The organism is Mesobacillus sp. ABV4_180 (assembly GCF_056158485.1).
Genome location: NZ_JBSWTJ010000001.1, coordinates 3,742,770 through 3,765,219 on the forward strand (window position 1 = coordinate 3,742,770; position 22,450 = coordinate 3,765,219).

Genomic DNA, 22,450 nt, shown 5'->3' on the forward strand with positions numbered 1-22,450 from the left:
CCGATATATATTTCAGTAATTGTGTAAATACTTGCACCACCCGGAAAATTCACACGGAAGGGATTGTAACTCATCAATGGCCATCAGAGAGAAAGCTGTCAAAAAAGAAGAAAAGAAGAAAAAATCACTCACGATCAGGAACCGGTTAATCATTTCGTTCTTGATCATCCTTCTCGTCCCAACCTTTATGGTGGGATTAATGTCTTTTAAAAATTCTAAAGAGGAAATTAAAAAGCAGATTTTACTCAGTTCCTCTGAAAATGTGATGCTGTTAAACAAGTTTTTGAATAGCAAAATCGAACCAAAACTTTTTGATAGTGCCTATTTTTCAGAGATATTGGACCGTGATTCTTATGGTGAAAAAGAACTTCAAAATACCCTTAATAGATTTCAGCAGTATAAGTACCTGCATGAAGAATCAAAAAATATTTACTTGGGCACTGAGTCCGGAGAAATGCTGTTATTTCCGAAACAGGAGCTTCCAGCTGATTTTGATCCTCGCCAACGCCCATGGTATAAAGATGCTGTAGAAAACAAAGGCCAGGCTATCATAACAAACCCATATGTTGATGCTGCTACAGGTGATTTACTTGTCACTGTTGCCCAATCAGTGAAGGATGGCTCTGGAGTATTCGGCATCGACATTAGCTTGAATGAATTAAAAGAGTTAACGGATGGCATAAAGATTGGAGAAAGAGGTTATCCAGCCATCCTTGGAACAGACAAGAGTTTTATTGTCCATCCCACTGAACAGCCTGGCGAAATAGCTTCCGGGGATTGGGTAAGCAAGGTTTACGGCAGTGAAAAGGGGCATATATCCTATGAATTTAATGGTGTAGAAAAAGAAATGGATTTTTTCACAAACGAGCTCACTGGATGGAAAATCATCGGATCGATGGATTTGTCTGAAGTGGATGAAGCTGCACAGCCAATTATGTATGCCACTCTATTGGTCATCGGCATTTTCTTTTTGATAGGAGCTATATTGTCCTACTACATCATTCAGTCTATTGCCCGTCCTATCAGAGAACTCGGCACAATCACTGACCGTGTCGCCAATGGTGACCTTACTAATTTTTATAAGATTACAAGAAATGATGAAATTGGCAAGCTAGGCGTAAGTTTCAATAATATGATCATGGCATTAAAGGATTTAATCCATCAGGTTGGCGATAAATCAGATCAGCTTGCTTCTTCCTCTGAGCAGTTGAATGCCAGTTCTGAACAAAACACTCGCGCTACAGAACAGGTTGCCAATGCCATACAGGAAGTAGCCGCCAGCACAGATAATCAGAGGAATATGGTTCATCAAAGTACCGAAGTGGTGACAGAAATGTCGGATAGTATAGAGAAAATCATGCAAAACGCTCAACAAGTAGCTGAAACTGCTGCAGAAGCAAATGAAGTTGTAGCTGCAGGTGAAGACTCCATAAAAAAATCCATCATGCAGATGACAAATATCAATGAAACAGTTGCAGATCTCGGACAGGTTATCCATACACTTGGAACACGTTCGAATGAAATAAGCCAAATCGTTGATGTCATTACCGAAATTGCAAATCAAACGAACTTACTTGCATTGAATGCAGCGATTGAAGCTGCCAGAGCCGGTGAACATGGTAAAGGATTCGCTGTTGTTGCTGACGAAGTCCGAAAGCTTGCAGAGCAATCAGCAAAATCTACCGAGAGTATCCGTCAATTAATCGCCTCTATCCAGGCTGATACGAATCAAGCTGTCGTTTCCATGGAAAAAGGAACAGATGAGGTTGAAAAAGGGATAGAAATTGTCGACCATGCAGGTGCATCTTTCCGCCAGATCCAGCAATTCATGGACAATGTAACACAACAAATCAACGAAGTATCTTCCTCAATGGAAGAAATGGGACATGGTGCAAGGCAAGTAGTGGAATTTGTCAGCAGAATTGAAGAAATAACTGCAGGAGTGAACGCTGAGAGTCAGGATGTTTCCGCAGCAACAGAAGAACAATTGGCATCGATGCAGGAAATCGCCGCTTCTGCCGCTTCGCTTTCCTTCATGGCAGAAGAGCTGCAAGATTCAGTAAGAAAATTTAAGATATAAATGACTGAAGAGACAGTTCACTGTCTCTTTTTTTCCTTAAAAAGGCATTGTAAATCATTATGATTTGCGTTAGGTTGATAGTAAAAACCTGAATATTTTGAAAGGGGATGCTTTGGATGCTTGATTGCCGGGATGAGGTATTGTTTTATACGAAGCAGCTTGTGAACATCGGGAGCATTGTCAATACGAATGGTGAGAAAGAGATTGCCCAGGCGCTCTATACGATGATTTCATCGTTTCCATATTTTATAGAGAATCCAACTTATGTGATCAAACCGCAGACTCAGAACGACGTGCTTGAGCGATACAATGTGCTGGCGTTTGTAAAAGGTACGAAGGGCAAAAGTGATCGAACCGTCATTTTGATGGGGCATCTGGATACAGTTGGGATTGATGATTTTACACAACTTGAAAATTTAGCGTTCGATCCAGATCAACTGCTTGCCGAACTGAAAAAGGAGAACCTCCCTCCTCTTGTAAAAGCTCATGCAGAATCAGGTGATTGGATGTTCGGCCGCGGGGTGCTGGATATGAAAAGCGGAGTCGCTTCCAATCTATATTTACTGAAGTATTATTCTGAGCACCCTGAAGAGCTGGAGGGCAACCTTGTCTTTTTATCAGAGTGTGATGAAGAGGACAGTTCGTACGGCATCCTCTCTGCCGTCAAGGAATTGAATGCCTGGAAGGAAGAGCATGGGTTCGACTATGTTGCGGCTATCAACAGCGATTTCGTTGCTCCACGCCATGAAGGGGACAAGAACCGCTACATTTATAAAGGAACGGTCGGTAAGCTGCTCCCTTCTTTTTTCATAACAGGTGCTGAAACTCATGTCGGTTCCACCTTCGAAGGATTGGATCCCAACCTGATTGCAGCTGAATTGACCAGGCAGATTGATTACAATCCAGAGCTCTGCAATGAAGCGTTCGGCGAAATAACTATGCCTCCCGTCTCATTGAAACAGATGGACCTTAAGCCAAACTATACAGTGCAGACCGCATTAGCAGCCTATGTCTATTATAATTTCTTCATCCATTCATGGACGCCTAAGGACGTTTTGGAAAAATTGAAGGATCAAGCCCAGCTAGCTTTTGAAAACGCATTGAATCTGTATTATGAACGGTACCAGCAATTTTGCAAAATCAGCGGCGAACCTTGCAGAGAACTCAGATGGCAGCCAAGAGTGATGACATACGAGGAAATGGAAGCAGAGCTGGTAAAAGCTCATGGCTCTGAATATACTGCCCATATGGTCGAATTTAAGGAAAACCTTTTGCTTGATGCTACCCTTGATTTAAGGATGTATGCAGCAAGAGTGGTTGAGGAAGCCTGGAAATGGATGCCTGACCAAAGCCCGGCGATTATCGTATTCTATTCCTCGCTCTATTCGCCAAGAATTGAAGTGACAGGGGAAACCGAGGACGAAAAGAACCTGATTAAGGCTTTGGAGGAAGCTGTTGTCACTGTACAGCCTGAATACGAAGACCCGATTGTGATCCGCAGCTTCTTCCCTTACATTTCCGATATGAGCTTTGTCGCCTTAAGCGATGATGATGAGGCATTGGATGCCGCTTCACGGAACAATCCAAGCTGGGGCACGAAATTTTTTGTGGATTACCAGGACATCCGCGAACTGAATGTTCCGGTCATTAATATCGGTCCATATGGTCTTGACGCCCATAAGCGCTACGAACGGATGGAAATGGATTACTCACTTGAGATTGTCCCGAATCTGACAAACGAAGTAATCAAGAATGTATTGGCTAAATAATTTGCAGGCGCCTTTTCCCGAGGCGTCTTTTTCTAAGGTCACAGGCGGAAACCCTCTTGTATTTCCGCTTTTTTCTTATTACTATATAGTTCAGTGGAAATATATTATAGTAATCATTAAAATAGACATAATGAGACTGATCAAGGAAAGGCTGATTTTAATTGGAAGAAAACTCTAATTTTATAAAAACAATCATTAAAGAAGATTTGGAGAGCGGCAAGAGAGATAAAGTCGTGACTCGTTTCCCCCCAGAGCCGAACGGATATTTACATATCGGGCACGCTAAATCAATCATTATCAACTTCGGTCTTGCTGATGAATTCGGCGGAAAGACAAATCTTCGCTTTGACGATACGAACCCATTGAAGGAAGACCAGGAATTCGTTGACGCCATCAAGGAAGATGTCGCATGGCTTGGTTTTGAATGGGACGGCTTGTTCTTCGCATCTGATTATTTCGATGAAATGTACGACCGCGCAGTCCTTTTGATCAAAAAGGGCCTGGCATATGTAGATGACTTATCTGCTGATGAAATTCGCGAGTACCGCGGTACTTTGTCACAACCAGGAAAAGATAGCCCTTATCGCAACCGTTCAATTGAGGAAAACCTTGATTTATTCGAGCGAATGAAGAAGGGTGAATTCGTTAATGGTGAAAAAGTATTGCGTGCGAAGATTGACATGTCTTCCCCTAACATCAACCTGCGGGACCCTGTCATCTACCGAATTGCTCATGCAACACACCATAACACTGGTGACAAATGGTGCATCTACCCGATGTACGCATTTGCACATCCGCTTGAGGATGCAATCGAAGGTGTTACCCACAGTCTATGCACAACCGAGTTTGAGGACCAGCGTCCGCTATACGACTGGGTTGTCCGTGAGTGTGAAATGGCAGCGACACCGCAGCAAATCGAATTCGGCCGCCTGAACCTGACGAATACAGTTATGAGTAAGCGCAAATTGAAGCAGCTTGTGGAAGAAGGATATGTGGATGGCTGGGATGATCCTCGCTTGCCGACGATTTCCGGATTCAGAAGACGAGGCTATACACCTGAAGCAATCAGGGAGTTTGTAAAAGCAACTGGTGTTTCCAAAGGATTTTCTACGGCTGATGTACAAATGCTTGAGCACTTTGTACGTGAAGACCTGAAACTAAAGGCTCCTCGTACTATGGGTGTCGTAAGGCCGTTGAAAGTCGTCATTACGAACTATCCAGAAGGTGAAGTTGAATGGCTGGATGCAGAAATCAACCCTGAAAACCCGGATATGGGCATGCGAAAGATTCCATTCTCTCGTGAGATTTATGTTGAACAGGACGATTTCATGGAAAATCCGCCGGCAAAATACTTCCGCCTCTTCCCCGGCAATGAAGTACGTCTGAAGCATGCTTATTTCATTAAATGTAATGAAGTGATCAAGGATGAGAACGGAGAAGTCGTTGAGCTTCGCTGCACATACGATCCAGAAACTAAGAGCGGGAGTGGCTTTACAGGCCGTAAAGTAAAAGGAACATTGCACTGGGTTGACGCGACTCATGCAATACCTGCTGAGTTCCGCCTGTACGAACCGCTTATTTTGGATGATGAAGAAGAAGTAGACTCGGATGAAGCAGAAAACAAATCATTCCTGGATCAGGTAAATGAAAAATCGCTGCAAATCCTGAACGGATTCATCGAGCCAAACATGAAAGAAGCCAAGGCACAGGGCAAATTCCAGTTCTTCCGCCACGGCTATTTCAATATCGACCCAAAACACACAACAGAAGACAAAAAAGTATTCAACCTTATTGTATCGCTGAAGAGCTCGTTCAAGCTTTAGATTATGATACATTTGGATAACTGGATCCCCGGATTAATTTCCGGGGATTTTTTTTGTAATAGAATCTCGAAAATTCACTAAGTTAAAAAAGGAATTAGGACAAAAATATTGAACTTATGTATTCATTGAATTATTTACAGAGGTGACTTGAATGGAAATAAGGCGATTAAATGGAAAAGACGCTGAAAAATATCGAATCATCCGGCATGAAGGCTTGCGGTTGAACCCTGAAGCATTCGGATCAAGTTATGAAGAGGAAATTCTTTACGATGAGCCTGAATATCGCTACAGGCTAGAAAGTGAGTTTGCCTATACATTCGGTGCAATTGTTGGTGATTCCTTGATTGGCGTTGTCTCCCTTGTTCCCGAAGGCAAGCGAAAAATGAAGCATCGCGCAAATATATACGCCATGTATGTAACGCCAGCACATCGTAGACAAGGAATCGGGAAGTTCCTGATGAAAACGGCAATCAAAAAGGCGACGGAACTTGCAACAATCGAACAAGTATACCTGACTGTAACAGCCAGCAATGAGCCTGCCAAAGTGCTCTATTCTTCCCTTGGCTTTGAGGTTTTTGGTATGGATAAAAGAGCTCTTAGAGTTGGGGACACATATTATGACGAAGAATTAATGGTGTTATTTTTGTAAAAGGCCGATATTGGCCTTTTTTTCATGTTTAAATTTTGCTGAAAAAGGAAGTAGTAAAGGACAAGTGTTCTATGAAAGGAGACTGCTCATGTTTTTAGATGCATATGTGAATCAAAAGATCCAAGTTAAACTCAGAAATTTCCCTGAAAATATGGTTGGGGATATTACGGGAATCTTTCAGCCCGATGAATGGTATCTTGTAAAGTTAGTGCATGCAGAGAGTATGGGGATTTGGGTCGAGAATCCTTGTTATAAGCGGACTCCTGTCCAAAAGGAGGATGGCACGGCAATTCCTGCTGAAAACCAGGTTGAGGAAACATGCACCACTCACCTGTTCCTGCGCTGGGATTATATCGCTTCCGTCATCACCTTCCCGGACGCTGACCCTGCGGCCGATAAAAAAGCGAAGCTGATAGGGTTCCAGCCGGATATTGATTAAGAATGAAAAAACGCTGCCGAAAATCCGGCAGCGTCTTTTCATCTTTTTTTACTTGAAGATTAATACTTTACCAACTGAACTGTCAGCACTTTGTCCTACTACACGGAATTTCAAACCATGATTAGGGACGTTGCGGCCAGCGTCAACCATTCCTGCGTTACTGTAATCAGCGCTATCATCAAATAATGGATTTCGTTTTGTAAAGTTATCTTTCATTGTTGCTGCAACAGTTGGGTATTTTGAATAATCCAAGAACATTTTTTCAGATTTTTCAAGTCCAAATGCAGCATCATGCACCTGATAGCGTGTAGAACCTACTGCTCCATCACTCCAGTAATTTGTATGCTGGTCTGCATCAACAACTCCTAGGAAACCTTCACCTGGGTGAATTCCTGTCCAGTTATTATCGTAGGTTTCATCGACATACCATACTACTAATCCCTTATCGTATGTCATTATGCTATCTCCACGGCGGATGTTTTTCAGTCCTATATCAACGCCATTGTGTGATCTCCACTCTAACAAATAATAGTTTTTAGAATAGAATTTACCTCTGTCCTTTTTAAAACCTTCAAGGGTAAACTTGGAGTCAGCTTCTGCATCATCTTTAAGAACCGCATTACCGTCAACTTCAACAGCAATATCATCTACATAAAAACCTGGATTTGCTACATATGGGTCTGTCCAATAGTTGAATTCAATAGTGACTTCTTCACCAACATATGCTGATAGATCAAATTCAGCATCTACCCACTCTTTATTGGTTGATCCTGTAATTCCGTTTCCAGGGTTTTGCTCATTAGGATCATCCGCTGTTGTAATATTACCAGCAACAGATTCACCATTTACCTTTACAGAAGCATAATCCCAATCTGTTTCAATGTCATACCATGCTTTGAATTTCAGTTTAGCATTCGTAGCATTTGTAAGATCAACTGTTGTAACCATAGAATTGTCTAATAGGTTACCATTTCCACTGAAATACTCATACTCACCACTCGCAGGTGTATTTACTGTATTTTCTTTATCAGGCAAGTCAATTCTTACTGCATCATTGTTGGTACCCTTAGTTGCACCTTCATCAAGTAAAATGGTTGTACCTTCACTTGTAATATCATTAGCGTTTAATGTTGTTCCACTTAACCAGTTACCACCATGCCATTCTTGAAGCTTTTCTTTTGCAAACGGACTAAAGCCACTTGGTTTTGTTCCGCCAACTTCTCCTGCCCAGCTTCCACTTGCCATTACTGACCAATATGCTACTGCTTCTCCTGTACCAGTATACTGAGTATCATACTCATCTGGGAGGCCTAAGTCATGACCGAACTCATGAATGAAGACACCTGCTGCACCATCTTCAGGTTCAATAGTGTAATCCCAAGCGCCCAATACACCACCCCATCGTGGACTATCAGAATGTCCGCCAGGAACTGCAACTGGTCCAGTTGAAAGTTTTGAACGGTGGGACCAAATTGCATCGCCACCTAAGCTTCCTCCGCCTGCTTCTTCACCAACACCCGAATGGATCACCATTAAATGGTCAATAAGACCATCTGGTTCAGCATAATTACCATCTCCATCATAATCATCGCGGTCCCATACATCGTATTCGCTTAAATCAATGTTAGGGTCTTGGGCAGCTTTTGTTAATGCTTCAAAAACTAATGACCTAGGACGGATATCGTTGTCGTCTGGCCCAGGATAATTTGCACCGTAGTATGCCGCATCATGATCAGCTGTATACCATCCTGCCACAGTTCCATCAACCGTATAGCTTCCACCGGATTGCTGTTCATAGTACTGTTTCATGGAAACTAGCTTTTTTTCACCATTTGGTCCTTCATATCCTTCTTCACCAAAAATCATATTTTGGAAGTGCTCATCTGAGTAATTTTCATAGAACATATCAGTCTCGTCTTTTGTAATAGAGTTGTGTTTATAATCTTTAAAGTCGATCTTAAGTACAAGAACCTTGTCCTTTCGAACTTCTCCAGTATATTCTTCTTCTTTTACCGATTCTACAATTCCCTTTTTTGCTTGACCAAGCTTGTTACCATTACCATTTTTCAGACCATTACTACCATTCTCTCCAGAAGCTTCTTTGGAATTTGCAAGTGGTTTTGGCAATTGATCCTTCGTTTTTCCTGTACTCGAAGCCTTTGCTTTAAGATACTTCTGCAGCCCCTTCTCAGCCTCAGCAGGAGTTGCATCCTTTGCAATTTTTCCTTCTTTCTTAAGCATTTCTATTAATCTCTCATCGTTCGCGATTCCTAAATCTATTGGTGCTCCGCCCTTGGCTTGAAAACTTGCTTTTTCAACTGCTTGTACTGATGCTGGTCCAGCAGACGCAAAGGTTAGCGTACTTGCAAGCATTGCAGTCATCGTAATGCTTGATAGGACCTTAAGACCTAGATTTTTCTTCAAATTCCTACCCCTCTCCATTAATAAAGTCTTATAAAATTTAGTGCAATGTTATTTTACCAATTAAACTATTTATTTACAATATTATTAATTATTAAAATATTCTACAAATACCACTCTTTTTTGCCAAATTCCACCTAATTACTAGATAACTTAGACCTATATTTCGACATATTAAATTTTAGACTATCTAAACTATTTAATTTTTACAATAATTTGTATAATGAAAACAAAGAACTATTTCACTAGGAGGTTCCCTATGATAAAAGTTGGAATTATCGGCTTGGGCGCTATTGGCCAACGTTTGATAAAAGGATTTGATGATCACCCTGAAACGGAAATTGCAGCGGTATGCGATACTTTGGAAGAAAGAGCAAATGAGATTGCGGCGGAGTTGGGCGAAATTCCGGCTTTCACGAATCATAAAGAAATGCTGGAAAGTATGGTGCTCGACCTGGTATATGTAGCAGTTCCGCCTAAGTATCACCACGGCGTCGCTTCGGATGTGCTGGCAAAGAGGATACATATTTTATGCGAAAAGCCGCTGGCAAATTCAGTCGAGGAAGCTGAAAGTCTATTAAAACAGGCTAAAGATGCTGGAGTCATCCATGCGATGAACTTTCCGCTGAACTACAGTGCCGGCAGCAAGACTTTCGAAAAATTAATCAAGGAAAACTATGTTGGAAAGCTTAGAAGAGTCCAATTGAAGATGCATTTCCCTCAATGGCCGCGCCCATGGCAGCAGAACGCCTGGGTTGCGAGCAAGGAACAGGGCGGATATGTCCTGGAAGTCGGGGTGCATTTCATCCAGCAGCTTCAGAAGATTTTTGGTGCTGTAAAAGTGAAGCAAGTAAAACTGCAATTTCCTGATGATCCTCAGGCAAGTGAGAATGCAGTTTTAGCTTTTCTTGAGCTTTCAGATGGAACACCGGTACTCATTGATGGCATGAGCCAGATTGCCGGAAAGGAAGAAATTGCGTTCACTGCTTATGGGGATAAAGGGACTCTATCCTTGCTGAATTGGGGACAGCTTGAAGGCGGCAAGCTTGGCGAGGAAATTTTGCCATTGGAAGCTGATGCTTCCCAGGCAGATTCATTGATTGATAATCTTGTAAAAGCTACAAAAGGTGAAGCAGCCACGGTTATTGACTTCGCTGCTGGGTATGAGGCACAGGTCATTTTAGAACAGCTTAGAAGAGATTAATAGGGTGAAAGAGCGCAGTTAATGCGCTCTTTTTTCATGGCTCCCCGTAATCCATTCCTTCAACAGCCCTTGTACAACCTCACGTTTTTCAATCTGAAGCATATGCCCCGCATGATTTAATACAACAAAAGTCGAATTAGGGAATTGTTCCATCAAAATCAGATGGTCCTTATAGCCGCAAATATAATCCTGCTTCCCGAGGAGAATCAATGCTTGTTGCGGTAGTGTTTTCACATCATGAAAAGGGGGTTCTGCCAGGTAATAGCCTTTAGATCTCCAGTCCGAAGTGAGGAATTCACGGTCTGCCAAAATCCTGCCAGGCTGGACTTCTTCCATGAATGCCTTGAGGGATTCTTTGGTTTGGTGAATGAACAGCGTTTCAAATGCTGCCCGGATATCAGGTTCAAGAGATTCAAACAGGAACTCATCTTTTACTAAAACCTTGCGCTCCGGCAAGTTTCGTTCTCTTATATGCATTGCTGGTGCCAGCAGGCAAATCCCTTTCACCCGAGTCCTTCTTTTATGAAGAATGCCCTGTGCTAGATATCCGCCAAATGAAGCACCGATGAGCGAAAACTCTCTTTCTCCAAGCGCATTATCAATAAAATACAGCAGATTTTCGAGCATATCATCCGTAGAGTTTAGACTCTCATCAATATCGCTCCATCCATGTGCCGGTAAATCAACATAAACCCGCTGAAACCCTTCAACTTGGTTGAAAACAGGTTCAATCCAGCCCTTCATTGAGCGGTGATCCGTTCCCATTGCATGCAAGATGACGAGTGGAAAACCTTCCCCGCATATATCATAATGAATGGTTCCCTTACTTACTTTGCAATCCAAACCATAACCTCCTAGCTATTTAACCAAAACTTCCTTAGCCATTCCTCATCCCATTGAAACTAAGTATCCTCAAGATGAGCTGCCTATATCATTTATTCGCCATCTCCCCAATATTTCCCTTCCCTGGGCGTTCGCCTTCACCCTCCGCGTTTACCTACATATTTTATAAGGAATTCCTCCGCCGGGATCAGGCGGATTTATAAAAGGAGAGTGCCCGTATGAATCCTTATCAATATTATTACAGCCCTCAGCAGTATGACCCGTATACTCATTATGATTTCAACTATCACACACAACCGTTTGACCCTCAAGATTTCGAAAGACAGCCTGCTCTTGAACGCAGAGTAAACCAGCTTGAGCGTCAATTCCAGGTGCAGAAAGCCGAATTAGACAGGCAAAATAGAGAGATTGCCCGACAAAACAGGGAAATTTCAAGGCTGAACAAGGAAATTTCCCGCATCAACCAGGAGATTAATCGATTGAACCAGAATGATGAGCGCCATACTCGTCGTTTAAATCGTTTAAACCAGCGGCTTCGTACGGTGGAAAACCGACTGAATATTCCTTTTACCGCAGCAGATGGAGATTTTTAAAGCATATATTGCAGGGCTGGTGAGAATCTGCCACCGGCCTTTTGTATATTTCTTCCATTTATTAGAGATGATAATTTAAATATAACTGCATCTTTAATTGATCAAATTGTGCTACTATATACAAGTAAACTTGCTATTTAAATTATCGTGAGCACCGATTGCTTACATAGGAGTTCGGAAATGAAAAAAAGGAAATACTTATTAATCTTTCTCTTACTCAGTATAGTTTGGATTTTCGGAACAAACTATCTGCTCGACTTATATGCTCCCTCACCTTTAATTGAACGGATCGAGCATTCGAAGGAAATCCTTTATGTTATGCTGGCCGGCTGGTTTTTCTATTTTTTCATTACAAAAATGGAAGAACTCACTGCTGCCAAGGAAGAAGAAAAGCGACTTTCGACCTTGATTAATTCGATGGTCGATTTTGTCAATTTCAAAGACGGTGAAGGCAGATGGATCGAAGCGAATGATTTCGGCCTAAAGCTGTTCGACCTGGAAAACGTTGATTATAAAGGGAAGAAGGACTCGGAATTAGCTGAATACAGCGGCTTTTTTAGTGATGCATTAAGGTACTGTGAAACCTCGGACGAGGAAGCATGGAAAGCAGGCGGGATCATTCGTGTCGAAGAAGTGCTTCCGCAGCCGGATGGAACCACTAAGACCTTTGATACGATAAAAGTCCCTCTCTTCAATGATGACGGCAGCCGGCAAGGTCTGGTCATCATCGGCCGGGATATCACCGAGCGAAAGAATGTGGAAACTTTGCTTGAAGAGAGCCGCCAGCAATATCGTTCCTTGTTTGAATACACCCCGGATATTGTGTCGATGCTCGACTTGAATGGAACCATCACGAATCTTAACCCTCAGTTCCAAAAAATCACAGGGTTAATTCGTGATGAATATATCGGTCAAAACCTGGCTGAAATCATTCCTGAATCCCATAGGCAGCAGGTTTTAGACAAGGTTACAAATGTGGTGGAAAATCAGTGCCCACAAATGTTCGAACTGGAATTACTGCACAAGAACGGTAAGCCGCTCATATTCCAAAACACTACGCTTCCGATTATTGTGAATGATAAAATCGCCGGCATTATCTGTAATTCAAGGGATGTCACAGAAATGCGCGAAACCGAGGAGCGTCTGAGGAGAGCAGACAAGCTTTCCGTAGTTGGTGAACTGTCAGCGAGCGTCGCCCATGAAATCCGCAACCCGCTCACTTCATTGAAGGGGCTGGTGCAGCTACTGCAAATGGAAGATGAGAAGCATCAGCTTTACTATCAAATCATGATTGACGAATTGAACAGGATCAACCATATTGTCAGCGAGCTGCTGCTACTGGCCAAGCCTCAGCGAATTAAATTCACAGAAGCAGACTTGCAAGTAATACTACACGATGTCATTTCGCTGCTAAAAACGGAAGCCAGCCTGCACAATATTCAAATCGAATTTCAGGTTCTAGACCATCCGGTAATGATTGAATGCGAGCCAAACCAGCTCAAGCAGCTGTTCATCAATATCGTGAAAAATGCGATTGAAGCATCTTCAGCGGAGGATGTCGTCCTGATTTCATTGCAGAGCTCCGATCATGACGTCACAGTTAGGGTTAAAGACCAGGGTGTCGGAATCTCTAAAGAACTGCTCGAAAGGATCGGCGAACCATTCTATTCATCAAAGGAAAAAGGCACCGGTCTTGGGATGACAGTCAGCTTCAAAATTGTCCAATCCCACAATGGTACGATCAAGTTCAACAGCGAGCCTGAAAAAGGAACGGAAGTCATCATACAATTGCCGATCAAGCACGAAGGCAAAATGAAAAATAACGAAGAACCAGCACATTAAAAACGCGAGAGGCCAACTGTCCTCTCGCGTTTTTTTAATCTTCATCCTTTATATCAATATCCTCAGGCACAGGTTCACTCAAAATTTCTTCTACTAGCTTTTTATATTTTTCTACCTGTTTAATATGAGTATTGAATTGATCTTTGTAAATTAAGTATTGATTCCCATCATGAATCGCCCTGATTTTCCTCTGAAAAATCATATTCTCGATTTGAGGTTCGGGCAACGATAAGTATTCTGCTGCTTCTTTGACTGTTAGATACACTTATTTCATTCCTTTTTCTTATTTTTATCGGCAAGCTGATCAACGAGCTTCTCTGCTGTCCTTCTGTAAAAATTGCTTATATTAACCAAGGATGCAATCAGCAGTACGGTTTCCAGCTCATCAGGATCATCAGGATCATCTGTCTCCAAACCCTGCACTTCCTCTTTCACCTCTTGTTCCGCTTTCAGGACATCCCCATTAAAAATCTCAATATTTTTCTCATGGAGATTCAAATAACTTTGATAAAACTGGTCAAGTGCTAACTCGCCGGACTCAGTCCTTTGGTTAATACCTGCAAGGGACTGTTTGATGTCCTGAATCGATAGAACGCCCTTGAGCTGATAGATCAGGCTGATCAGGATAATATGTTCTTTCGAATATTTTTTATTTTTAATAGGAAAGAACAGTTTCCCTTTTGCGTAATTATTGATCATCGTTTTCGTCAGGACTTTTTCGTCCTCATTCCTTGTCGAGCTGCCAAAATTCTTTTCGAACAGCTGGATCACCTGATCCATATACAAATCGATTTCTGGTATATCCGCAAGTGCTATATTGTTTTCGAGGCTGAGCTCAGCAAGGAGGTCCGCTAAATTATTCAATATGTATCCCTCTAAGTTTTTTATTTTATTATAATGCAAAAAGACCAATGCGTAAACATTGACTACGTGGTGATATGCATATATCATTATAAGTAGTTATAAAAACTACATTGTGGTATATGGAGGTTTTAAAATGAACAGCTATATTCGGGAACCAATCAATGGGCTGACCCATCTGGCCGGTGCATTCCTTTCCTTTGCAGGGCTGCTTGCCCTTGTTATCAAAGCTTCACTTACAACAGGCTCTGCGCTGGCGATTACTTCTGTCACCATCTTCGGCATAAGCATGATCCTACTTTATACGGCATCCGCCACTTACCATATGGTGATCAGCAGGGACAGCGTGATTGCCTTTCTTAGAAGAATTGACCATTCAATGATTTTCGTGCTGATTGCCGGATCGTATACACCTTTTTGCCTGATCAGCCTTAATGGCGTTACAGGATGGACGTTATTCGGCATCATTTCATTCGCGGCAGTTTGCGGAATCCTTTTTAAGATGATCTGGTTCAGGAGCCCAAGATGGCTGTCTACCTCTATATATATTGTGATGGGCTGGATGGTCATCTTTGTTGTGTCCCCCCTCTCCTCCGTCTTGAGCAGCGGCGGGATTTTTTGGCTGGTAGCCGGAGGAATCATGTACACAATCGGCGGCGTCATTTATGCCGTGAAACCGGATTTCCTCCGTTCAAAGCATTTAGGCTTCCATGAAATTTTCCACATTTTCATCATGCTCGGAAGCCTTGCGCATTTCCTGAGTGTATATCTATATGTTCTATAGAATGGAGAAAAGGTGCCTGCAAACAGGCACCTTTTCTAGTAAAACATCCGTCTTCTTTGTTTGGCAGCAGGCTGGTATTTCCTCATCGGACCATATTCAAGTACTTCTTTTAAATAAAAGTCACCTTCTGGATTTTGCTGTTTCAGCAGTTCGGTCAAATATGTAATGTCATCCATGGCCCTGTGTGTCTGGAATTTCGAGATATTATGAGCCTGCAGCAACGTCAGCAGCTTGCTGTTTGGGAAACCGTGGTTTTTCCATTTTACATTTTTCATTGTGCAATACCATTTCATCTCATTGACCTCAGGATACATCCTGAACAGAAAGCTTCTGTCGAACGAGGCATTATGTGCGAAAATCGCATCGGTACGATTGAAATAATCAAGGATCTTTTCATCGTAAAATGTTTTTCCGCGGACCATTTCATACGATATCCCATGAATTCGGTACGCCCTGTCATAATTGCTCTGGGCCGACTTCGAAAGCGGCTCCCTCAAGTAGGAGTCCTCATCCAGGATATCGATAATCTCCCCTGTTTCTTCACGGAAAGAAAACAGCTTCACTGCCAGTTCTATTATTTCATCTGAATCCGGACCCAATCCGGTTGTCTCCACGTCCACTACCAATCCAAGCTTGTTCTCTATGCTCAAAAATGTCACCCTTTTCAGCTGGTATATATGATTCTATTTATAATCATATAGGAGGACACCTCTTATTTCCAGCTTTAGAGAACAGGATGAAATCATTTCCATGTTACTGCCTGCTGCTGATCTCCAGACTGCCTGCCGAACTCTTCATGAATGCCTTCAAAAGTATGAAACCTATTGCCGCACCTGCAATTGAACTTGCAAGAAATGCCGGCACCAGGCCAAACAAAGCTGCATCCTTGCCTAAAAACAGCACGGCGATTGGATAACAGGCAATTGCTCCTATAATTCCTGTACCAACTACCTCTCCCGCAAATGCAAAACCCATTTTCTCCGTCTTTTTATAAAAGTAAGCTGCCAGCAGTGCACCAATCATGCTGCCCGGAAAAGCGAAGACGGATCCCGTTCCCATTAAATTCCTGAGCAGCGAAATGCCAAAAGCCTGGGCAACTGCGTAATAAGGGCCAAGCAGGACAGCAGAAAGTACATTGATGAAGTGCTGCACCGGAAATACTTTTACAATCCCAAGTGGAATATACAACATATGGCTAGTCAAGGTACCAATAGCCATCATCATGGCAGTAATGGTCAATTTTTGTGTGTTCCTCATTTTAACCTCCATTTAATAAAAGATTTTTTCTCTTAATTTGGCCGCAGCACTTTGAACATTGTCTGAATGGCTGATGGCGGTAATGACTGAAACGCCATCAGCACCTGCTTCCATCACTATAGCAGCATTATCTGCATTAATGCCGCCTATGCCGACAATCGGTATTCCAAAACCTTTCAGCTCCTCGACCAGTGCCGTACCCTGGACATCCCTGGTGTCCATCTTGGTTGTCGTGGGAAAAATCGGACCAACTCCGAAATAGTCTGCTCCCGCTCCCCTGGCTTGTTCTGCTTCCTTTAAATTGTGGACAGATACACCAAGGATTTTATCGCCTATTTTATTGCGCACTTCTGATGCATTCTCATCCTCCTGGCCAATATGGACTCCATCGGCATCGAGCTCAAGTGCCAGGTCAATATCGTCATTCACGATGAACGGAATACCGTCTTCCTTGCAAATCCGCTGAAGCCTCTTTCCAAGCTCGTGCTTTGCCTTTCCCTCAAGGCAGCCAGCCCCCTTCTCACGATACTGAAAAAGAGTGATGCCACCTCTAGCTGCCTCTTCTATCACTGATCCCGGTTCTTTCAAACAATTCGTGCTGCCAGCAATAAAATATACTTTTAGCAAACTCTTCATTTGTTCGGGACTGATTCTCGCCATGATTCTGCCTCACTTTCTCTTTTTCTATTAAAGGCCCAGTGGTTCGTAGGCCCATGGCCATTTCCGATTGTGAGCGGATTAGCGATTGCCGCGTGGATAAATTCCTTTGCTGCAGCTGCTGCATCATGGACCGAAAAACCTTTTGCAAGCTGTGCAGTAATCGCTGCGGAAAAAGTGCAGCCAGTTCCATGAGTGTTCATTGTAGGGATCCTCGGTGATGAGAAAGATGAAAATCCTGTACCGTCAAAAAGGATATCGACGGATTCAACCTCGTCCTCGTCATGACCGCCTTTTATGATGACATTTTTCGCTCCCAGGGCATGGATTTTTCTTGCTGCTTCCTTTTTCCCCTCCAGATTTCTGATTGACATTCCAGTCAATACTTCAGCTTCAGGAATATTCGGGGTAATGACGAGGCAGAGCGGCAGCAACTGACTTTTCATCGTTGAGACAGCAGCCTGCTGTAGCAACGGCGCTCCACCTTTAGCGATCATGACGGGGTCCACCACGACCTTCTCCCAGCTGAATAATTTTATTTTTTCCGCTGCCGCTTCAATGATCTCTGCATTGAAGAGCATCCCTGTCTTCAAAGCGTCCGTCCCCATATCCTCTCCAATTGATTGAATTTGTTTGGCGACAGCTTCTGCTTCCATCGGAAAGACGGCCTGGACTCCAAGAGTATTTTGGGCAGTTACAGCTGTCAAAGCCGACATCCCAAACACATTCAGTTCCTGAAAGGTTTTTAAGTCTGCCTGAATTCCGGCACCGCCCCCGCTATCAGATCCCGCGATTGTCAAAGCCTTTTTCATCTCAATTTACCTCCTGCAGATTGATTGAAATTTTACTATTAAGATCTTCTTTATTAATCAGGTACAGCTGGTTCAGAAACTCAGCCTGGAAGCTCCCTGGGCCTTGTGCGGCACATTTCTCAGCGGCCATTTCCGCTGCTGCGCCGTATATTGCCACTGCGGCAGATGCTGCCTTGAGAAAATTTCTTTCAACAGCAGCAAAAGCACCAATGACAGATGTAAGCAGGCATCCGGTTCCCGTCACTTTCGTGAGCATTGGGTGCCCATTATGGACAACAATGGCTGATTGCCCATCCGTAATGATGTCGTCTTTTCCAGTTAACACGACAACCGTCTTCAACTTTTGTGCGGCGGAAATGGCAAGCTCAAATACATTGCCACTGGATTCACCCGCATCAACACCCCTGATACTCCAGTGTTCACCGGCAACATTAGCAATCTCTGACGCATTCCCCCTGACAATCGAAATCTCTAATTCTTCCATCACCGTTTTTGCTGTTTCGGTCCGATAAGCTGTCGCTCCTGCACCAACTGGGTCAAGAATGATGGGAACTCCCTTCTCATTAGCGGACTTTCCGGCAATCACCATTGCTTCAACCACATCCGGCTTCAACGTCCCGATGTTGAGGACAAGACTTCCAGCCATGCTCGCCATTTCGGCAACTTCTTCATGTGCATAAGCCATCACAGGCGATGCCCCCAGTGCCAGCAAGCCATTGGCCGTGAAATTAGTGACCACGACATTTGTAATGTTGTGAACAAGCGGTTTCTCTCTGCGAACTCTTTCTAAAAAACTGGCAATTTCTTTTTTATCCATTCTCAAAACCTCCTTTGAATATAAAAAAGCCAGATCCACAAAATGGACCTGGCTTAAAAGCAATGTAAGAAAAACATCTCTTACTACTTTCCTACGCTGGTATTACCCAGATCAGGTCCGAAGGGTTAAAAAACATGGCGTTTTTCTCTCAGCCCGCAACAGGGCACCCCTAGTAGTACAACGAATATTCAATTAGTTTAATCGTAGCTTTAAGATTTATATATGTAAAGTGAAAAATAAAAATCCATTTATTTTTCGTCTTTTACTTTTTCGACCTTTCCCTCAGCAAGATCGTCAAATGGAGTGTAGTGGTTTTCCGGTAATCTTCCCGAACGGATTTTTTTAAAAATAGAATAGAAAACTACAAACAGAACAATTGCCGTGAGTAAATATCCCATACCCCTGTCTCCTTTAATCTTATTATACAGCATCCCGGATGCAGAAATTGGAATTTTCATTCTTTTTAAAATGGTCTTCTTAAAATTCTATGCTAATATGAAAATATACATACGAATGGGAGTTGAAGGGAATTGAAAAACGAGATTATTGAGCGATTTACCACATACGTAAAAGTAGACACACAATCAAATGAAAATAGTGAAACATGCCCTTCTACACATGGCCAGATTACTCTTGCCAATATGCTTGTAGAAGAACTGAAAATGATTGGCATGGAAGATGTGACGATTGATGAGAATGGTTATGTGATGGCGACACTTCCTGCCAATACTGAGAAAGAGGTGCCAACGATTGGTTTCCTTGCCCACGTGGATACGGCGACCGATTTTACCGGCAAAAATGTCAATCCACAGGTGGTTGAAAATTTCGATGGCAATCAAATCATCCTGAATAAGGAATTGAATATCATCCTTTCTCCGGCGGATTTCCCAGAGCTTCCTCAATATGAAGGACACACCTTGATTACGACTGATGGGACGACACTCCTTGGTGCGGATAACAAGGCTGGAATTGCAGAAATCATGACGGCGATGGCTTATTTGATCAACCATCCTGAAATCAAACATGGAAAAATCCGTGTTGCTTTTACGCCGGATGAAGAAATTGGCAGAGGACCGCATAAGTTTGATGTTGAGGCTTTCGGTGCGAAATTCGCTTATACCGTGGATGGCGGCCCGCTTGGTGAGCTTGAGTATGAAAGCTTTAACGCAGCGGGTGCAAAGCTGACTTTCAAAGGCAAGAATGTCCACCCTGGCACGGCAAAAGGAAAAATGGTGAACTCAGCTAAAATTGCGATGGAGTTCAACAGCAAGCTCCCTGCCGAAGAAGCACCAGAGCACACCGAAGGATATGAGGGCTTCTTTCACCTCAGTTCCATACATGGTGATGTAGAGGAAACAACGCTGCACTATATCATTCGCGACTTTGACCGTGATAGCTTCCAGGTGCGAAAGGATTTAATGCAGAAAATCACCAATGAACTACGACTTCTATACGGTGAATACCGTGTTGAACTTGAAATGAACGACCAGTACTACAACATGAAGGATAAAATCGTGCCTGTTAAGGAAATCGTCGACATTGCTTACGAGGCAATGGAAAACCTCGGAATCAAACCAATCGTCAAACCGATTCGCGGAGGAACTGATGGATCGCAGCTAAGCTATATGGGACTGCCGACTCCAAATATATTTACAGGCGGTGAGAACTTCCACGGCAGATTCGAATACATCTCTGTGGATAATATGCTCAAATCCGTAGAAACAATCGTGGAAATCGCTAAACTATTTGAAGCGAAAGCTTAATTAACTAACAAGAAGCCAGATTCCGCAACGAACGGAATCTGGCTTTTCTGCGACTAGAATAAAATCAGCCTCAAGTCGTATCCTGAATTAATTCCGTGGTGCATTGGGGAGAGGAATGATTTGCCTTATTCTGTATATAGAAATTGATTGAGAGGAGATTTAACAATGATTAAACGAATTTTAATAATCTTTTTGGTGATTACCGGTGCTTATATCGTGTTGAATTACATGCTCGACGGCAGCGGAATTAACCTTTCGAAAACAGAAGACGCTGAGAAGGTGAGCAAGCAAACTGAAAATATTTCAATTGATATTTCCAGTGTCGAGACGCTGATCGTGCCAGAGGACCGAGATGATATCCGTGCCGAATTAAAAGGCAAAGGGTCGGTTAAAGTTGATCGGCATGGCGATGAAATCGAAGTTGCGGTTAAACGAAAAGGTTTCTTCTGGTTTAACTGGTTTGAGATGGATAAGACTACACTGACTGTCTATATTCCTGAAGACTATGAAAAAGATATGAATATTGAGCTTGGCTCTGGTGAGGTTGTTTTTAAAGGAGCCTCTGCAGATGAACCTATGAAATTAAGGGACCTGGCACTTAATATCGGTTCAGGAAGCATCATATTGGAAAATTTCGATGTTGAAACACTTGAGCACCAAAGTTCATCAGGCGAAGTTGAGATGCATTCAATTGTTGCTGATTCAGGCATTTTCGAAGTCAGCTCCGGAAGCGTCGAAGTAGAAAATTTCTCGGGAAAACTTGATGCCGATGTATCCTCAGGTGAGCTGGAAATCCAGATGGACCGATTGACAGATGACGTTAACCTAAACGTAAGTTCAGGCAAAATCGAACTGGATTTGCCTGATGATGCCGATTTTACGTTGAACGGAAAAATAAGCAGCGGAGACCTATCGAGCGATTTCCCGCTTGAAAATAAAGACGAATCCGATAACCGCCTTCGCGGAAAGCATGGAAGCGGAAAATATGAGATTAACGCTGACGTTTCAAGTGGTAATATTGATATCTATTAAAGAATACAATTCAAATTAGGATTCATAAATGAAACGAAGCCTGGTTGCCATCAACCAGGCTTCGAGTTAACATATACACGTCTTTCGCTTTGCACCAACCTTGTTCAGGCCAGCGACTTTCTTGATATAATCAGCAGCGACCGGTACTTTGCAGGCTGTCTGCCCGACATCGACATGGACCTTTCCAATTTTCCCAGCAACTTCTCTCGCTTCATCGTGCAATGCCTCAAAATAAGCACCTACGGAGATTACAAAGCTGTTCATCACATACCGGACTCGATTCTTCTCATGATGAATGGTGCTTTCAACTTGATGTAAAAAGTTTTTGATTTCCTCAAGATCCAATTCCTCATCTGGTGTAATTGATACATAATTCGAATATGTACTCCATCCACAAGTCGCAATCATTTCTTTATCGGACTGCATCCACTCCACAGCCAGCTCATGAGCAAACGGACTCTCCGCTGCAACGCCAGCAACCGTATATTCAGCAAGCATATACCAGTAGGCCTTTTCCGCCCAATTCTGTAAAGTTTTTTTAGAAATCAGTTTTGGGTTGATGGACAATCCGGCTAAATACATTGCATCACTATTGCCTGTTTCGTACAAAGCATAGGCTAGTTCCTGATCCTTTTTCACCGTTTTGACCAGTTTTTTTAAATCCCCAACCCTGACACCGTAAAATGGTTCACTCGCTCCATGGCGAATCAGTGTTTGCTTTGTTTGCTCCGAACCCATTTCCTCAAGCTTTGCCATTACTTGTTTTAGATTCATCCCAACACCGCCCAGACATTTTTTTATCAT

22 protein-coding genes and 1 riboswitch are annotated in these 22,450 nt (G+C 42.8%); of the genes, 11 read left to right on the top strand and 11 right to left on the bottom strand.

Annotation, left to right across the window (positions count from 1 at the left end; genetic code table 11):
- Positions 1-76 precede the first annotated feature (76 nt).
- The 5 genes from ACXAEA_RS19105 to ACXAEA_RS19125 all read left to right on the top strand — a co-directional run bounded on the left by ACXAEA_RS19105 (position 77) and on the right by ACXAEA_RS19125 (position 6,760).
- On the top strand, positions 77-2,080 hold the full coding sequence (locus tag ACXAEA_RS19105; RefSeq protein ID WP_475097429.1) for a methyl-accepting chemotaxis protein: 2,004 nt from the start codon (positions 77-79) through the stop codon (positions 2,078-2,080).
- A 116-nt stretch (positions 2,081-2,196) separates the two neighbouring features.
- Positions 2,197-3,849, top strand: a complete 1,653-nt coding sequence (locus tag ACXAEA_RS19110; RefSeq protein WP_475097430.1) for a M20/M25/M40 family metallo-hydrolase — start codon at positions 2,197-2,199, stop codon at positions 3,847-3,849.
- 161 nt (positions 3,850-4,010) lie between these two features.
- Positions 4,011-5,672, top strand: a complete 1,662-nt coding sequence (locus ACXAEA_RS19115; protein ID WP_475097431.1) for a glutamine--tRNA ligase/YqeY domain fusion protein — start codon at positions 4,011-4,013, stop codon at positions 5,670-5,672.
- Between the two features lie 151 nt (positions 5,673-5,823).
- Entirely contained in the window at positions 5,824-6,321 is a 498-nt protein-coding gene (locus tag ACXAEA_RS19120) for an N-acetyltransferase family protein (protein WP_475097432.1), read from the top strand.
- Between the two features lie 88 nt (positions 6,322-6,409).
- A complete protein-coding gene (locus ACXAEA_RS19125) occupies positions 6,410-6,760 on the top strand; it encodes a hypothetical protein (RefSeq protein WP_475097433.1) in 351 nt (116 codons plus the stop codon).
- A gap of 48 nt (positions 6,761-6,808) precedes the next feature.
- On the opposite strand, the gene ACXAEA_RS19130 is transcribed toward ACXAEA_RS19125, so the two are convergent.
- Positions 6,809-9,142, bottom strand: a complete 2,334-nt coding sequence (locus ACXAEA_RS19130) for an immune inhibitor A domain-containing protein (RefSeq protein WP_475098171.1) — start codon at positions 9,140-9,142, stop codon at positions 6,809-6,811.
- Between the two features lie 298 nt (positions 9,143-9,440).
- Between ACXAEA_RS19130 and ACXAEA_RS19135 the strand changes: the two genes are divergently transcribed.
- Complete coding sequence (locus tag ACXAEA_RS19135; protein ID WP_475097434.1) at positions 9,441-10,385, top strand: Gfo/Idh/MocA family protein; 945 nt, start codon at positions 9,441-9,443, stop codon at positions 10,383-10,385.
- A gap of 18 nt (positions 10,386-10,403) precedes the next feature.
- On the opposite strand, the gene ACXAEA_RS19140 is transcribed toward ACXAEA_RS19135, so the two are convergent.
- Positions 10,404-11,228: an alpha/beta fold hydrolase gene (locus ACXAEA_RS19140; RefSeq protein ID WP_475097435.1), complete on the bottom strand. Its 825-nt coding sequence runs from the start codon at positions 11,226-11,228 to the stop codon at positions 10,404-10,406.
- A 218-nt stretch (positions 11,229-11,446) separates the two neighbouring features.
- On the opposite strand from ACXAEA_RS19140, the gene ACXAEA_RS19145 reads away from it, so the two are divergent.
- A complete protein-coding gene (locus tag ACXAEA_RS19145; RefSeq protein WP_475097436.1) occupies positions 11,447-11,821 on the top strand; it encodes a hypothetical protein in 375 nt (124 codons plus the stop codon).
- 180 nt (positions 11,822-12,001) lie between these two features.
- A complete protein-coding gene (locus ACXAEA_RS19150; protein WP_474835893.1) occupies positions 12,002-13,663 on the top strand; it encodes a PAS domain S-box protein in 1,662 nt (553 codons plus the stop codon).
- A 34-nt stretch (positions 13,664-13,697) separates the two neighbouring features.
- Here the strand turns inward: ACXAEA_RS19150 and ACXAEA_RS19155 are convergent, their stop codons facing one another.
- Together ACXAEA_RS19155 and ACXAEA_RS19160 are read right to left on the bottom strand one after the other, a co-directional pair.
- Entirely contained in the window at positions 13,698-13,928 is a 231-nt protein-coding gene (locus ACXAEA_RS19155) for an excisionase family DNA-binding protein (protein ID WP_474835894.1), read from the bottom strand.
- Positions 13,929-13,933: 5 nt separating this feature from the next.
- The gene (locus tag ACXAEA_RS19160) at positions 13,934-14,527 is read right to left on the bottom strand and encodes a DUF1836 domain-containing protein (protein WP_475097437.1); all 594 of its coding nucleotides are present in this window, start codon (positions 14,525-14,527) and stop codon (positions 13,934-13,936) included.
- A gap of 133 nt (positions 14,528-14,660) precedes the next feature.
- On the opposite strand from ACXAEA_RS19160, the gene trhA reads away from it, so the two are divergent.
- Positions 14,661-15,308: a PAQR family membrane homeostasis protein TrhA gene (gene trhA / locus ACXAEA_RS19165; RefSeq protein WP_475097438.1), complete on the top strand. Its 648-nt coding sequence runs from the start codon at positions 14,661-14,663 to the stop codon at positions 15,306-15,308.
- 35 nt (positions 15,309-15,343) lie between these two features.
- Here the strand turns inward: trhA and ACXAEA_RS19170 are convergent, their stop codons facing one another.
- The 6 genes from ACXAEA_RS19170 to ACXAEA_RS19195 form a co-directional block, all read right to left on the bottom strand.
- On the bottom strand, positions 15,344-15,958 hold the full coding sequence (locus ACXAEA_RS19170; protein ID WP_475097439.1) for an exonuclease domain-containing protein: 615 nt from the start codon (positions 15,956-15,958) through the stop codon (positions 15,344-15,346).
- Between the two features lie 103 nt (positions 15,959-16,061).
- Positions 16,062-16,565 (bottom strand): energy coupling factor transporter S component ThiW, encoded by a 504-nt coding sequence (thiW, locus tag ACXAEA_RS19175; RefSeq protein ID WP_475097440.1) that lies wholly within the window; start codon positions 16,563-16,565, stop codon positions 16,062-16,064.
- Between the two features lie 12 nt (positions 16,566-16,577).
- Positions 16,578-17,225 (bottom strand): thiamine phosphate synthase, encoded by a 648-nt coding sequence (gene thiE / locus ACXAEA_RS19180; RefSeq protein WP_475097441.1) that lies wholly within the window; start codon positions 17,223-17,225, stop codon positions 16,578-16,580.
- Complete coding sequence (gene thiD, locus ACXAEA_RS19185) at positions 17,198-18,034, bottom strand: bifunctional hydroxymethylpyrimidine kinase/phosphomethylpyrimidine kinase (RefSeq protein WP_475097442.1); 837 nt, start codon at positions 18,032-18,034, stop codon at positions 17,198-17,200. Before thiD ends, thiE begins: the two co-directional genes overlap by 28 nt.
- Position 18,035: 1 nt before the next feature.
- Positions 18,036-18,851, bottom strand: a complete 816-nt coding sequence (gene thiM / locus ACXAEA_RS19190; RefSeq protein ID WP_475097443.1) for a hydroxyethylthiazole kinase — start codon at positions 18,849-18,851, stop codon at positions 18,036-18,038.
- 71 nt (positions 18,852-18,922) lie between these two features.
- Positions 18,923-19,032, bottom strand: a riboswitch (TPP riboswitch).
- A gap of 67 nt (positions 19,033-19,099) precedes the next feature.
- On the bottom strand, positions 19,100-19,249 hold the full coding sequence (locus tag ACXAEA_RS19195) for a hypothetical protein (RefSeq protein ID WP_475097444.1): 150 nt from the start codon (positions 19,247-19,249) through the stop codon (positions 19,100-19,102).
- 132 nt (positions 19,250-19,381) lie between these two features.
- Here ACXAEA_RS19195 and pepT point away from each other — a divergent pair, with 132 nt between their 5' ends.
- Positions 19,382-20,614, top strand: coding sequence for a peptidase T (gene pepT / locus ACXAEA_RS19200; RefSeq protein ID WP_475097445.1), 1,233 nt, complete (start codon positions 19,382-19,384; stop codon positions 20,612-20,614).
- Positions 20,615-20,779: 165 nt separating this feature from the next.
- Positions 20,780-21,646 (top strand): LiaG family protein, encoded by an 867-nt coding sequence (gene liaG / locus ACXAEA_RS19205; RefSeq protein WP_475097446.1) that lies wholly within the window; start codon positions 20,780-20,782, stop codon positions 21,644-21,646.
- Between the two features lie 66 nt (positions 21,647-21,712).
- Here the strand turns inward: liaG and ACXAEA_RS19210 are convergent, their stop codons facing one another.
- A complete protein-coding gene (locus ACXAEA_RS19210; RefSeq protein ID WP_475097447.1) occupies positions 21,713-22,420 on the bottom strand; it encodes a DNA alkylation repair protein in 708 nt (235 codons plus the stop codon).
- Between the last annotated feature and the right edge of the window lie 30 nt (positions 22,421-22,450).

Bases quoted from the DNA above. Each gene is read 5' to 3' on its own strand.
- ACXAEA_RS19105 (WP_475097429.1), top strand. From the start codon at position 77: ATGGCCATCAGAGAGAAAGCTGTCAAAAAAGAAGAAAAGAAGAAAAAA.
- ACXAEA_RS19110 (WP_475097430.1), top strand. From the start codon at position 2,197: ATGCTTGATTGCCGGGATGAGGTATTGTTTTATACGAAGCAGCTTGTG.
- ACXAEA_RS19120 (WP_475097432.1), top strand. From the start codon at position 5,824: ATGGAAATAAGGCGATTAAATGGAAAAGACGCTGAAAAATATCGAATC.
- ACXAEA_RS19125 (WP_475097433.1), top strand. From the start codon at position 6,410: ATGTTTTTAGATGCATATGTGAATCAAAAGATCCAAGTTAAACTCAGA.
- ACXAEA_RS19130 (WP_475098171.1), bottom strand. From the start codon at position 9,142: ATGACTGCAATGCTTGCAAGTACGCTAACCTTTGCGTCTGCTGGACCA.
- ACXAEA_RS19135 (WP_475097434.1), top strand. From the start codon at position 9,441: ATGATAAAAGTTGGAATTATCGGCTTGGGCGCTATTGGCCAACGTTTG.
- ACXAEA_RS19145 (WP_475097436.1), top strand. From the start codon at position 11,447: ATGAATCCTTATCAATATTATTACAGCCCTCAGCAGTATGACCCGTAT.
- ACXAEA_RS19150 (WP_474835893.1), top strand. From the start codon at position 12,002: ATGAAAAAAAGGAAATACTTATTAATCTTTCTCTTACTCAGTATAGTT.
- trhA (WP_475097438.1), top strand. From the start codon at position 14,661: ATGAACAGCTATATTCGGGAACCAATCAATGGGCTGACCCATCTGGCC.
- thiW (WP_475097440.1), bottom strand. From the start codon at position 16,565: ATGAGGAACACACAAAAATTGACCATTACTGCCATGATGATGGCTATT.
- thiE (WP_475097441.1), bottom strand. From the start codon at position 17,225: ATGGCGAGAATCAGTCCCGAACAAATGAAGAGTTTGCTAAAAGTATAT.
- thiD (WP_475097442.1), bottom strand. From the start codon at position 18,034: ATGAAAAAGGCTTTGACAATCGCGGGATCTGATAGCGGGGGCGGTGCC.
- thiM (WP_475097443.1), bottom strand. From the start codon at position 18,851: ATGGATAAAAAAGAAATTGCCAGTTTTTTAGAAAGAGTTCGCAGAGAG.
- ACXAEA_RS19195 (WP_475097444.1), bottom strand. From the start codon at position 19,249: ATGGGATATTTACTCACGGCAATTGTTCTGTTTGTAGTTTTCTATTCT.
- liaG (WP_475097446.1), top strand. From the start codon at position 20,780: ATGATTAAACGAATTTTAATAATCTTTTTGGTGATTACCGGTGCTTAT.
- ACXAEA_RS19210 (WP_475097447.1), bottom strand. From the start codon at position 22,420: ATGAATCTAAAACAAGTAATGGCAAAGCTTGAGGAAATGGGTTCGGAG.